12 protein-coding genes are annotated in these 11,920 nt (G+C 59.1%); 6 read left to right on the forward strand and 6 right to left on the reverse strand.

Features of this window, described 5'->3' with window-relative positions:
- Positions 1–108 precede the first annotated feature (108 nt).
- From AC6I8R_RS09080 to AC6I8R_RS09090, 3 genes are all read left to right on the forward strand, one after another.
- The gene (locus AC6I8R_RS09080; RefSeq protein WP_013508941.1) at positions 109–456 is read left to right on the forward strand and encodes a helix-turn-helix domain-containing protein; all 348 of its coding nucleotides are present in this window, start codon (positions 109–111) and stop codon (positions 454–456) included.
- An 86-nt stretch (positions 457–542) separates the two neighbouring features.
- Positions 543–968 (forward strand): ribonuclease domain-containing protein, encoded by a 426-nt coding sequence (locus AC6I8R_RS09085; RefSeq protein WP_021185164.1) that lies wholly within the window; start codon positions 543–545, stop codon positions 966–968.
- Between the two features lie 2 nt (positions 969–970).
- On the forward strand, positions 971–1,234 hold the full coding sequence (locus tag AC6I8R_RS09090) for a barstar family protein (protein ID WP_036626964.1): 264 nt from the start codon (positions 971–973) through the stop codon (positions 1,232–1,234).
- Here AC6I8R_RS09090 and AC6I8R_RS09095 read toward each other — a convergent pair.
- From AC6I8R_RS09095 to AC6I8R_RS09110, 4 genes are all read right to left on the reverse strand, one after another.
- Positions 1,231–3,594: a virulence factor SrfC family protein gene (locus AC6I8R_RS09095; RefSeq protein ID WP_497832140.1), complete on the reverse strand. Its 2,364-nt coding sequence runs from the start codon at positions 3,592–3,594 to the stop codon at positions 1,231–1,233. The two genes, AC6I8R_RS09090 and AC6I8R_RS09095, sit on opposite strands and share 4 nt — an antisense overlap.
- Entirely contained in the window at positions 3,591–6,563 is a 2,973-nt protein-coding gene (locus AC6I8R_RS09100; RefSeq protein WP_497832141.1) for a virulence factor SrfB, read from the reverse strand. Before AC6I8R_RS09100 ends, AC6I8R_RS09095 begins: the two co-directional genes overlap by 4 nt.
- Positions 6,564–6,565: 2 nt before the next feature.
- Entirely contained in the window at positions 6,566–7,882 is a 1,317-nt protein-coding gene (locus AC6I8R_RS09105; protein WP_497832142.1) for an SrfA family protein, read from the reverse strand.
- Positions 7,883–8,023: 141 nt separating this feature from the next.
- Entirely contained in the window at positions 8,024–9,202 is a 1,179-nt protein-coding gene (locus AC6I8R_RS09110) for a benzoate/H(+) symporter BenE family transporter (protein ID WP_208725384.1), read from the reverse strand.
- 96 nt (positions 9,203–9,298) lie between these two features.
- On the opposite strand from AC6I8R_RS09110, the gene AC6I8R_RS09115 reads away from it, so the two are divergent.
- From AC6I8R_RS09115 to AC6I8R_RS09125, 3 genes are all read left to right on the forward strand, one after another.
- A complete protein-coding gene (locus AC6I8R_RS09115) occupies positions 9,299–9,844 on the forward strand; it encodes a helix-turn-helix domain-containing protein (protein ID WP_021185158.1) in 546 nt (181 codons plus the stop codon).
- 84 nt (positions 9,845–9,928) lie between these two features.
- Positions 9,929–10,351: a MarR family winged helix-turn-helix transcriptional regulator gene (locus tag AC6I8R_RS09120; RefSeq protein WP_021185157.1), complete on the forward strand. Its 423-nt coding sequence runs from the start codon at positions 9,929–9,931 to the stop codon at positions 10,349–10,351.
- Positions 10,352–10,368: 17 nt separating this feature from the next.
- Positions 10,369–10,920 (forward strand): isochorismatase family protein, encoded by a 552-nt coding sequence (locus tag AC6I8R_RS09125; RefSeq protein WP_021185156.1) that lies wholly within the window; start codon positions 10,369–10,371, stop codon positions 10,918–10,920.
- Positions 10,921–11,173: 253 nt separating this feature from the next.
- On the opposite strand, the gene AC6I8R_RS09130 is transcribed toward AC6I8R_RS09125, so the two are convergent.
- Positions 11,174–11,593: a type II toxin-antitoxin system VapC family toxin gene (locus tag AC6I8R_RS09130; RefSeq protein ID WP_021186488.1), complete on the reverse strand. Its 420-nt coding sequence runs from the start codon at positions 11,591–11,593 to the stop codon at positions 11,174–11,176.
- Complete coding sequence (locus AC6I8R_RS09135; RefSeq protein WP_021186487.1) at positions 11,593–11,844, reverse strand: type II toxin-antitoxin system Phd/YefM family antitoxin; 252 nt, start codon at positions 11,842–11,844, stop codon at positions 11,593–11,595. Before AC6I8R_RS09135 ends, AC6I8R_RS09130 begins: the two co-directional genes overlap by 1 nt.
- Positions 11,845–11,920 lie beyond the last annotated feature (76 nt).

Consider the following 11,920-nt stretch of genomic DNA (forward strand, 5'->3'; position numbering starts at 1 on the left):
CATTTAATGCAATAATAAAACTTGCACTAAATGGCATAGTCAGTCACCCTTAAAGTGTAACTGCAACAGATACTGATACTGATCGCCACGGCGACGGGAGAAAATGGGATGATGAGCGACGCATTTATTCACGATCTGATCGACTGGATTGATAACAACATTGAAGCACGCCTGGATCTGGACACCGTAGCAGGGCGCGCCGGTTACTCGAAATGGCACCTGCAACGCATGTTCAAAGAGCACACCGGTTATCCGCTGGGTGAGTACATTCGTGCCAAGAAACTGAAAAAATCGGCAGACCGGCTGACCACCACAAACGAGCCGATTCTGAACGTGGCGATTTCGCTGGGCTTTGACTCGCAGCAGTCATTCAACCGCAGCTTCAAACGTCAGTATGGTGTGGCACCGGGTGCATGGCGTCGTCATGCCGGGCACCAGCCGAGCGTTATGCAGTAAACTCCGCCAGGGCCAGCATCGCTGGCCCGCGTTTTTCCCGCCTGAAAAGCTGCTATTATCGGCCTCCTGAAACTCAGGAAGTCACTATGTCAAAGAAACTCTGGATTGGATTAATTATCGCGCTGGTCGCTTCATGGGCCGGGCTAAAACCGCATTTCTCCGCTGCACCCAAAACCAATATTGCGCAATTGACCGATGCCGAAACCGTCGCGCGTTGGCTGCAACAACATCATAAATTACCGGATCTCTACCTCACCAAAGGTGAAGCACGGCGTCAGGGCTGGAACCCCGGCAAAGGCAACCTGTGCGACGTGTTGCCCGGCAGAGCGATTGGCGGCGACCGTTTTGCTAACCGTGAGCAGCGGCTGCCACAACAGGCGGGACGCCAATGGTATGAAGCTGACGTCAATTACGATTGCGGCCACCGTGATGCCGATCGTCTGCTTTACTCTTCAGATGGCCTGATTTTTCTCACCACCGATCACTATCGCAGCTTTAAGCCGGTGCCCTGATGATGCTGAACCTGACCTTTGATTTCCGGCAACTGCCCGACCGCGAGGCGTTTTATGCTGCGCTGGTGCGGCAGAGCCATTGCCCGTTCGCCTTTGGTAACAATCTTGATGCGTTGTGGGATTGGCTGACAGGCGGTATGGCGCTGCCAGCAACCCTGCATTTGCGCCATGTTGATGAGAGCAACGTGGAATTCGCGCCCGTGCTGGCGCTGCTGGAAGAGGCGGTGGCGCAGCTCGAGGGTGAACTGCGCCTGGTGCGTGATTAAGCGTGCAACGCCAGTAGCATCATCGCCAGAGTCTGGCGGGCGGCGGCAGGTAAATCGCCGCCGCCGGTATAGCCGTTGTTCTCCACAATCACGCTGTTCAGCCCCACCAGCCAGTCGTAGATATAATAGGCCGTGTGGTTCGCCGGGGCGGCAGAGAGACGCGTCAGACGTTGGCCGGACGAGAAATTGACGCTCGGGGCGGGTGGACGGGCGAAGATCGTCTGGCCACGATTGACGCGGCTGGCCGGACGTTCGCTCTCCGGGCGCTGCAAAAAGCCCAGCCAGGCAACAAAATCCCCCAACACTGTCATCGCGCGAGACACCTGACGATCGGTGCGCGCCTCATGCGCGCTGGCCTGCGCCTCCGGCTCGTTCAGCGCCGTCTGCAAGGTGTTCAGCATGTTGTGACGGAAGCTGGCGGTAATTAACTCCTCCACCAACAACTCCAGCGTCGGTTTATCGACGTTGAGCAGCGCCAGCAGACTCCGGCTCTCCGGCAACTGACGCAGATGATCCAGCCACAGGGCGAAGACCAGGTGCGGAAATTGCTGATCGCGCTGACCGCCGTGATTGCGCGGTTCTGCCGCTGCCACCGGTTCATCTTTAAACAGATCAAATTCAAAACCGATGCCGAAATAGCTTTGCTCTGCGGCTGCGCTGGCGACTTTATGCTGCGTGCCGCTGTTGCTCTGGCTCAGCCACAATTGACGCACCGCCTCACGAGACGGTTGTAAACGCTCCAGCAATTCGCCGTGCAGGCCGGTGCGATGTTGCAGGCATTTCAGTAAGGTGTCGGCAATGCTTTGCTTACGCGCCGCTTGCTCTGGCGTAGCGCTGGCTTCGGTCCAGGGTTGCAGACGATCCACCAGGGTTTGTTGCAGCGCACTCAGTTGCGACGCCAGACGATCACGGCGCGCATCCGGCTGCATTTCATCCTGCAACCAACTGCCCATCCGATCCACTCCGGCGCGATCCAGCGCCAGCATCGACCCCCAGCTCTGACCCGGCTGACCAATCTGGCGTTGTACCGCTTCATCGACGTTGATCTGCTGATGACGGGCATCATAAGGGGTGATGGCCCAGATCAGCCGCGGCTTCTCTCCGCTGGCCGGTACCGGTTGATGCAGATGCCACTCGCGCAGTGCCTGGCTGGCGAGATCGGCGTCCTGACGCTGGCTGGCGGCGGTACAGATCAACAGCAGGTCGATATCCTGACGCGCAGCGTACCAACCTGGCAGCAAGGCGCGTTTCTGTTCCAGTAAGGTGGCGCGCAGCGCATCTCGCGTTTGCAGACGGTGGCGCTCCTCCTGCTGGCCGCGATCGGCTGGGGTACCCGGCGCGGGCAGCTCCAGCATATCGGCCTCATCATATAACGCCTGGCGTGGCGTCGAGCTAAGCGGAATGGTGATTTCCAGTGTCAGCAACGCCAGCAGACCCAGGGGCACCTGCTGCGCTTTACCCACCCGGTTCGCGACCACCGGACACACCTCAATCATCTCCTGCAAGTCGGCATCGCTGCCAATCAACTTCTCGGCGGGCAGTGACGTGTCATCCACCAACAGGCTGAGTGGGGCCATGACCCGTGGGGCATGACGTAACTGATGGCGCAAATGCATCAGGCTGCGCAGGCTTTCGCTTAAGGAGTTTTGGCCCGGCCACAGCAAGGCGAATAACTGTACGCGGTCGTCAACATTCAGCCACGGGGCGAGGCCAATGGCCTGCGGCCAGAAATGACGATCCAGCACCTCGGCGTGACGGTGATGGCGGCGACTCCACGCCCATAAAGTGACCAACGCATCGCTTTCCAGACCCGGCTGGATGTCACTTTGGCGATGCCGCTGTAGACGTTGCAGCGCGCTGTCGAGAGCCGTGGTATCCGGCTGTAATTCCGGGGTGGCGCAGGCCAGCATCAGACGGATCAGCTCAACTTCGCTCAGCAATGTCATCTCCAGCGGCCAGGCGTTGGAGGCCGTTTCGCGCTGGTGACTAAAACGTGTGGCGATGGCGAAATCGAGGTTACCGGGATTGATATGCTGGAAATAGTTAAAGGTTTTGTCGCCAGGGGTGGTCATCAACTGTCCCTGGGCATCACCCACCATCTCGCTTAATAACCAGGCTTTGCCCGCCTGCGACTGACCAAACAACGCCAGCGTCACGGGGCGCGCGAGCTGGCGCGCCAGCGCGTGGCTCTCCACTCTGGCGCGGCGCAGTTGCAGGCTCAGGGTGTCGCCTTCCATGCTCAGACGCGTGGAGTGAGCCTGCTGGTTTTCTACCCAATTCAGAGCACTATCAAGGGTTTCCTGGAGCAGACTGAGACGTTTGGCCAGCGTGGCCTGTGGTTGTTTTTTTGCGGTTCTCATTTTTTGCAGACGCTCCCGCTGTCGATCCAGTATTGCGCATTCGCATTGCCCGTGGCGGAAAGCGTATTCAGTTTCAGGCTCAGTTGTTCCAGAGGCACGCGGCTGCCGTCGTCGAGACGCGCATCGCTCAGCACCAGACGTTCCGGTCCGGCGTTATCCGGGCCAGGTTGCACCGCCAGCTTGATGCGCAGCACGCTTTCCCCGGCGACTTTACGCGCCAGTTGTGGATCGATAATGCTCAGGCTGTAAAGGGGGGATGCGGGCCAGCGATCGTTCTCCAGTTGGCGGAAGCCAAGGCAGACGTTGCCGCGAATGCGGAAGCTGCTTTTGCGGTCCAGCGCAAAGCTGTGGCTGTCGAGATCGATCTCGCTGTAGCACAGGTTGTCATCGCTCAGCGCCTGCGTTTCATCCAGCACGCCGAGGTAGCGAATGGTGGAGTAAGGTTCAAAATCACCGGCGCGGAACCAGAAGCTGCTGAGACGCAGATCGAGCGCCAGCAGACACAGCATGGCACCGACGGCTGCGGTGGATTTCGGGTTATCAATGCGTCCCTGTTTGTTGAACGGATACCAGTCGCTGGTGTGATACCCCTCCAGCGAAAGAATGCGGCTGCCCGGTAACGGTTGCAGATGACGCACCAGCGCCTGGATGCCAGGGAAGCGTGACGGGCGACCGGTCAGCAGCAGCACGTCGCATTGATAGAGCGACACCACTTCGCACATGGCGCGCAACGCCGGGATGATCGCCATACGGTGTTGCAGGAACTCGCCATGCAATTGCGCAAGGCTGACTACCAGCGGCACCTCCAGCAGATCGAAACGGCTGTCGCCGCCGAGGGTGCGCTGGATTTCACCGTTGATAAATGCCAGCACGGCATTGCTGGGCTTTTGTGGTACCAGTTCGCCAAACAGCGCGTTGATCTCGCTGTGGCTGTCGAGCGGGTCCCAGTTTTCATAACGTTCCAGCACCGCCTGCGCCAGCGGAATAAACAGCTGCAACGTCACCTGCTGGCGCAGAGTGGCTTGTCCGTCCATGCGGCTGTCATGGCCGAACAGTTTATTCATCAGCGGTTCCGGCAAGGTCAGTCCGGCTTTCTGCAAGCTTTGCTGCAACGCAGGCAGGATCCATAGCTGAATCACATCCAGCAGAATGTCGTCCCCGGCCACCTTGAAGCCTTCGCGGAATAACAGGCGTGGGGTGATTTTGACGTTATTGCCCTGGCCGTCGTCGAGGCGATATTGGGTAATCGCGAGGTCGGTGGTGCCGCCGCCAATATCGATGGAGGCGATGCGCAGGCTCTTACCCGGCAGTTCATCAGCGTCACGCGGGCGATCCGGGCGCGCCATGCTGGTGAAGAAATCTTCTGCGCGACCAGCAAAGTTGACCTGCGTTTCGTTGAACAACCACACCATCTGGCCGCAGGTGGCTTCGTCCCACTCCATCTGCACATCCGGCACCGGGCGCAGGCTCTTCGCCAGAGTTGCGGCGGTAAACGCGTCTTCTGCCGGATGCCAGCCTTCCGCTTTCCACACCAGCGCGATGGCTTCCTGCATACGACGACGGAAAATTTCCCGTTCCGGTTTTGGCATTGCCGAGGGCAGCGTAAGGATCACATGACGCAGTTGACGCGGGGCCTGGCTTTGCGGCATGCGCTGACGTTGAGCGACACTGTTCATCTGCATCATCGCCTGTGCCAGCAGTTCGCACAGCATAAAGGTCATCAGCGAACTGCGGCTGTAGCTGGCGGAGAACACCGGCAGGCGCTCATCCTCAGCCAGCGCGTGCAGCGGCTGGCCTTCATCATTCAGCAGCAGGGTAAAGGGCAAGGCGGTCGCCTGGGTTTCATCACCGCTGCCGTTGGCATTGAAACGCCAGCCGGGCTGATAACGGGCTTCATCCCACAGATAACGACGCGGGCTGGAAAGGCCGGTGCTGCCTTCGGTACCAGCACGCAACAGCGCCAGACGGCTGGCCTCGCGGCCCACACGCGTCAGCGACGGCCACATAAAGGCATTTTCGCGCCCACTCTCCAGCGAGAAATTGGCCTTGCCGAAGCGGGGTTCGGCAAACTCCAGGCGGCTGTCGAACAATTCGTTATACACCTGATGCGGTTCAGACAGGTCACGCAGTTGCAGCTCGTAAGTCTGGCGCAGGCCGTTGCTCTCCTCGGCGTGATCTTCCACCAGGATGCCGCAGGTGTGTGAGTTGCCAACATCGAGAATGATATCGACATTCACCGCCGGAGATTGTAGCGACGCGGCCTGAATGGCGATCTCCGCCAGATCAAGCTGTTCGCCCAGCAACTCCAGCACATTAAGGTAATGCGCCTGATACTCAAACTCGCGCAGCGCCTGCACCAACTCTTGCTCGCGGCGTGATTCCAGTGCGGTAACCTGCTGGCTGAAGGTTTCACGCAGCCAGCCATCAACCCAGGTCAGGTCAAGAAATTCACCCAGTTCATAATTATGCCAGGCGAGGGCAAAGCTGACGCCGTTTTGCGCATCGGCCTGGCTCAGGCCAAGCTGCTCGCCACCGTCGTTCTCCGCCACCAGGCGGGTATCGAAGGCGAGGGTGATACGGTGGGTATTGCCCGCCGCATCGGGTTGGGACAGGGGAGCCAGGCGCAGACGCGCCCAGTTTTCCGGTCCACCAATAAAGCGACGACCACTGGTGCAACGCAACACCGGCAGCGGTAACCATTGATTCGCCAGCAACGTCAGGGAGTCGGCCAGCGCGATATCCGATTCCGGGCGCACCACTTCCGGTGCGCCGCCATCTTCGGGGTAGAGCAGAAACTTGCCGCTGTTGCCGTCAATGTTAAGGCGCAGCAGCGGGCCGTTTGCCGTCTGGCGTACAAACTGACGGCGCGCCTGTAATGAAGGCAGACGCAGGCCGAAGTCGAGAAATTGCACACCGCTATCTTCAATCAGCGTGATTCTTTGTTTGTCATCGATGAGGGGCGCTAACATGGTTACTTACTCTCACGCTTAATCGTCAACGGGAAAACCTGATCCGCGCCATATTGCGCGTCACAGCTGGCGATACCATCGCCTTGTTTACACACCAGTTCCGGCATGCGGTAGCGTGATTTATCGCTACAGCTGGCGGTGTAGCGGCTGCGAACCACCATGGTGCCGGCACTGGTCATGGCGGCGGTGACATCGGCCTTGCAGCGAATGCCATCGCCCTGGGTAATCAGCGCTGTGCCTTTGCCGTTTTTAATCTGATAACGCAGACTCGGCGGTTTACCGGTTGGCAGGTTGGTCTGACGCAGGGTGACGCGCCAGCGACCATCCAGGAAACGTACCGAACCGACGCGCACGTCTTCGGCGGTGATCACCAGATCATCGGCTTTGGCGGGCGCGGTAGGCACCGGCGCAGCAACCTCAACCACCGCAGGCGCAACGGGGGCGGCGGGCGGCGGTGCGGTCACAGTGGCGCTGGCCTGCGGCAGGGTGGTAGCCAGTTTTTCCGCCTGCGCAAACACCGGCGGTGGCGCGATCGGCTGGCTGACAACCGGAGCGGGCGCAGCGGCCACCAGGGGAGCCGCGGCTTGCGGGGTGCTGTGCAACCACCAGGCGGTTCCTGCGGCGGCAGCCAGCGCTACCGGGAGCAGCAGCAACCACGGGCGCAGGGATTTGCTGGCGGCAGGGGGCTGGACGGCGGCGATTACCGGTTCGGGTTCGCTCTCTTCCGGCTCAGGCTCAATGATCGGCTCCTCCGGTTCGACTTCCGGTTCGGCCAGCACAATCGGTGTTTCCACCACCGGCGGCGGTTCCGGCAACAGCGACGGCAGTTGCTCGTCAAGGCTGTCACGCAGACAGGCCAGTGCGTCATCACGCGAGCGGGCCTGCGGATCGACAAAGCCCCAGAAGGTAATCACCGGTTTGCCATCCACCAGATAGACGTATTGCTGATCGGGGAATTGCAGGGTTTTACTCAGCAGCGCACCAAACAATCGCATCGCCGGGTTTTCTGCCTCACGCGCGCGCAGGCTCAGCGCCTGCAAATCCTGTTGATTGAGGGTGAGTTGTTCCAGCGCCTGACGACGTTCGTGATCGCTGGCCGCCAGCCATGAACGGACTTTGCCGCTAAAGGGGGCGTACCAGTCGAGGCGATCGCCGCGTTCATTGGGTTGTGGGATGGCGAGACAGTTCGCCAGCGTGGTTTGGCGGCGTAGCCGCAAGGTTTCGCGAATTTGCAGAGCAGAAGCCCAGACGGGCTGGCCGTTCTCACCCAGTGCCAGAACCGCGTCAAGATTGCCGCTGCGCAGAAAAGTTTTTGCCACTCGTTGGCCCTTATCGGTGAATGTCTGAGGCAGAAAAAATCGATTTTGGTGATCTTAAGCCAAATAAGGGCAAATCAAACGGCGGAAATAAGGGGGAAAACAGGGCGGTTTTCCCCGGCTGGAGGATGAGTTGTAGAAAATTTAACCGCGTGCGCGCGGCATCAGCACCAGATGCGTCAGCATCCCGCCGACCAGTCCCCAGAAGGCAGCGCCGATACCCAGCAGCGACACGCCGCTGGCGGTAATCAGAAACGCCACCACCGCGCTATCACGCAGTTGCGGTTCCGCCAGCGCGCGATGCAGGCTGCCGGACAGCGTCGCCAGCAGCGCCAGACCGGCCAGCGTGGCAATCAACACCTGCGGCAGCGCGCTGAACAACACCGCAATCAGCGCGCCGGTTAGCCCGGTGAGCAGATAGAAGAAACCGGCCAGCGCTGAGGCCATCCAGCGTTGTTTGGGATCGGGATCGACCTCTTCACCCATACAGATGGCGGCGGTGATGGCGGCAATACAGACGGAAAAGCCACCAAAGGGCGACAGCACCAGTGCCAGCAACCCGGTCCAACTGGTCAGTGCCGAAATCGGCGGCTGATAACCGTGCGCCTGCAAGGTGGCGATGCCGGGGGCATTTTGCGACGCCATCGTCACCAGAAAATAGGGCAGGCCGACGCCAATCAGGGCGGTCAGCGAGAAGTGGGGGGTAATCCACTGCGGCACGCTGAGGCTCAGTGACTGCGGCGGGAAATGAATGCTGTGTTGCCCAAGCGCCACCAGCACCCCGGTGACCAACGCGAGGATAATCGCATAACGCGGTAACCAGCGACGACTCAGCAACCATACCAGGCACATGCTGCCGCACAGCGCAAAATTACCCTGTAAACCGGTAAAGGTATTCAGGCCGAAGCGCAGCAGGATCCCCGCCAGCATCGCGGCGGCCAGCGACTGCGGAATATGGTTCATCAGGCGCGCAAACAGGCCAGTGACGCCACTCAGCACAATCAAGGCGTTGGTAAAGACAAACACGCCAATCACTTCATTAAGGGTCAGGCCGTGCAGACTGGTCGCCAGCAGCGCTGCGCCGGGTGTCGACCAGGCGGCCAGAATAGGCATTCTGGTCCACAGCGATAACCCGAGCGAGGCAACGCCCATGCCAATACCCAGCATTGAGAGCCAACCGCCAATTTGTGCCGGAGAGGCACCGGCAGCCTGCGCCGCCTGAAAAATAATCGCAGCTGAACTGCTGTAACCCACCAGCACGGCAATAAACCCTGAAATCAGTATGGGGAGAGAAAAGGTGCTGCGCGGGGCGGTGGTGATCATAGCGGGTGTTCCGGTTGTGCGTTATAGCGCACATTGTGGCATGGGACGCTATAGCGCACAAGTGATACACTGCGCGCGAGCTTGTCTGGAGATCCTATGGAAAATCTGCATCAACATCTGAGCCTGGCGCTGAAACAGTTGCGTCAGGCCAATGGCTGGAGTCTGACGCTGGCGGCGGAACGCACCGGCGTCAGCAAGGCGATGCTTGGCCAAATCGAACGCGGCGAGTCCAGCCCGACCGTGGCGACCCTGTGGAAAATTGCCACTGGCTTCAACGTGCCGTTTTCGTTCTTTATTCAGGGGAGCGAGCAGCCACCGGGCGCCGCTGCCACCTTTAGCCAGAGCAATGCCCAAATGCTGGCAAAATCGCTGCTGCCCTACGACGCGCAGCTGCGTTTTGACCTGCTGGAAGTGACGCTGGCCCCCGGCGCGCAAAGTGATTCTTCACCGCACGAAACAGGGGTGATTGAGCAGGTGGTGGTGTTGGAGGGCGAGTTGTTACTGGGCGTTGAGGGCACCTGGCGTCGTCTGCAACCCGGACAAGCCAGCCAGTTTGCCGGTGATAAACCGCACAGCTACCGTAATCCTCTCAGCACGCCGCTGCGTTTTCATAGTTTGATCCACTATCCGCATCGGGCGTAAGGCTTACAAATTGATACGAAGGTAAACTACACAGTTTGCCTTCGTATTTATATACTCGCTTTTCATTGTAAGGGAGACGTCGCTATGAGCGATCTGAACAGCGCCGCCGCGTTGCTGCGTAGCGTCAACGGCAAACTGGGACGCCGTTTGCGCGAATCGGCCCCGCCGGGTGACCTGACCTGGTCGCAAGTTGCGGTACTCGGTTATCTGGTGCGCGATGGTGCCATGACGATAACGGAACTGGCGGCGGCAGAAGGGGTGCGAACCCAGTCGATGGGCGCAACCGTTGCCAGCCTGGTCACGGCCGGGATGGTGCTGGGCGAAGCTGACCCGCATGATGGTCGCAAAACGCGCTACCATCCTACGAAAGCCTGCCGCGCGCTGGTGGCGGCCAATCGCGCCCAGCGTGATGACTGGCTGGTACGCAGCATGGCGACGCTCAACCCGCAGGAACAGCAGACGCTGCTGGCGGCCATTCCCTTACTGCAACGACTTGCCGACCAATAATCCTGAGAGGACCCGAGATGGCTGTAACAACTTTAGATGCAAAAACCGCCCTGATTGTGATTGACCTGCAACACGGGATCGTGGCGCTGCCTGTGGTGCATGACCCGAAAGTGGTGATTGAGCGTTGTCAGCGTCTTACTGATGCCTTCCGTGCGCACGATCTGCCGGTGGTGCTGGTGAATGTGGCGGGTGGTGCGCCGGGCCGTAACGAGCAGGCGCGTCATAGCGGTGAACTGCCGGCTGATTGGGCGGTACTGGTGCCGGAAATGACGCCACAACCGGGCGACATTAGCGTGACCAAGAAAACCTGGGGTGCCTTCCACAACACCGGTCTGCATGAGCAGCTACAACAACGCGGTGTCACTCAGGTGGTGGTGTGCGGTATCGCGACCAGCATCGGTGTGGAGTCTACCGCGCGTCAGGCATATGAGCTCGGTTACAACGTCACGCTGGCGACAGACGCCATGACTTGCCTGAATGCGGATACTCATCAGAACAGCGTGGAGCGTATTTTCCCGCGCCTGGGCGAAACCGGTTCAACCGAGGATGTGCTGGCGCTGTTGGGCTAATAAACATCGCGCGATGAATTGCGCCGCTACGATTTACCACCCCAGCTCGTAGCGGCGCGATTTATCGCGCATATACGATTTACCACACCCGCTAGTAGCGGCGCGATTTATCGCGCATATACGATTTACCGCACCCGCTTGTAGCGGCGCGATCTATCGCGCATATACGATTTACCACACCCGCTAGTAGCGGCGCGATTTATCGCGCATATACGATTTACCGCACCCGCTTGTAGCGGCGCGATCTATCGCGCTAATCCCACGGATTCAACAGCATCACCCCCATCCCGGTAAAATCTCGCACATTACGCGTTACCAGAACCATGTCATGATGAATCGCAGTAGCGGCAATTAACGCATCCGTCGCCGGGCGTTCGTCAGGGATATGCAGTTGGGCGCACAGGCGGCAGACAGCGCTGTCAATATCCAACGTCCTCCAGGCAAATTCAATCAGCACCCGTTCTTGATACCAGCGCTGCAAATGGTGGGCCTGCGTCGGATCTTTACGCGCAAATTTAAGGATACCTTTTTCAATTTCCATCAACGTGAGGGCGGAGATAAACATATCCTCCGCATTGAGGCTATTTGCCCAGGCGATGACCTGCGGATTGGCTTTTGGCGTCCCTGCCTTGCGTAGCTCAGAAATAACATTGGTGTCCAGTAAATAACGCATCAAAATTCCACATCCCGGTGAATGATGGTAGCGCGATCAGGTTCGAAATCGATGTCCTGCCCGCCAGGCATCGCCAGCGAATCAACAATACTTCTGTGCGTTCCTGCCAGCTTTTTGTAGTCATCGTAGGTCAGTAAAACATGTGCGGGTTTACCGCGGTCGGTAATATAAACCGGGCCAGTTTCTGCCGCTTTTTTGGCACGCGAAACCTCCTGGTTAAACGTTCTGCTGCTGATTTTGGTGATTGTCATGCTCGCCCCACCAAATGTAGTGATGTTGCTACATGGTAGGCGGATTGCGTGTTTTGCACAATATTTAAGCATAAAA

The organism is Pantoea sp. X-Soil-OKNW-713 (assembly GCF_059730685.1).

Excerpts from the sequence above, each read along its gene's own strand:
- AC6I8R_RS09080 (WP_013508941.1), top strand. The coding sequence starts at position 109 with ATGATGAGCGACGCATTTATTCACGATCTGATCGACTGGATTGATAAC.
- AC6I8R_RS09085 (WP_021185164.1), top strand. The coding sequence starts at position 543 with ATGTCAAAGAAACTCTGGATTGGATTAATTATCGCGCTGGTCGCTTCA.
- AC6I8R_RS09090 (WP_036626964.1), top strand. The coding sequence starts at position 971 with ATGCTGAACCTGACCTTTGATTTCCGGCAACTGCCCGACCGCGAGGCG.
- AC6I8R_RS09095 (WP_497832140.1), bottom strand. The coding sequence starts at position 3,594 with ATGAGAACCGCAAAAAAACAACCACAGGCCACGCTGGCCAAACGTCTC.
- AC6I8R_RS09100 (WP_497832141.1), bottom strand. The coding sequence starts at position 6,563 with ATGTTAGCGCCCCTCATCGATGACAAACAAAGAATCACGCTGATTGAA.
- AC6I8R_RS09110 (WP_208725384.1), bottom strand. The coding sequence starts at position 9,202 with ATGATCACCACCGCCCCGCGCAGCACCTTTTCTCTCCCCATACTGATT.
- AC6I8R_RS09115 (WP_021185158.1), top strand. The coding sequence starts at position 9,299 with ATGGAAAATCTGCATCAACATCTGAGCCTGGCGCTGAAACAGTTGCGT.
- AC6I8R_RS09120 (WP_021185157.1), top strand. The coding sequence starts at position 9,929 with ATGAGCGATCTGAACAGCGCCGCCGCGTTGCTGCGTAGCGTCAACGGC.
- AC6I8R_RS09125 (WP_021185156.1), top strand. The coding sequence starts at position 10,369 with ATGGCTGTAACAACTTTAGATGCAAAAACCGCCCTGATTGTGATTGAC.
- AC6I8R_RS09130 (WP_021186488.1), bottom strand. The coding sequence starts at position 11,593 with ATGCGTTATTTACTGGACACCAATGTTATTTCTGAGCTACGCAAGGCA.
- AC6I8R_RS09135 (WP_021186487.1), bottom strand. The coding sequence starts at position 11,844 with ATGACAATCACCAAAATCAGCAGCAGAACGTTTAACCAGGAGGTTTCG.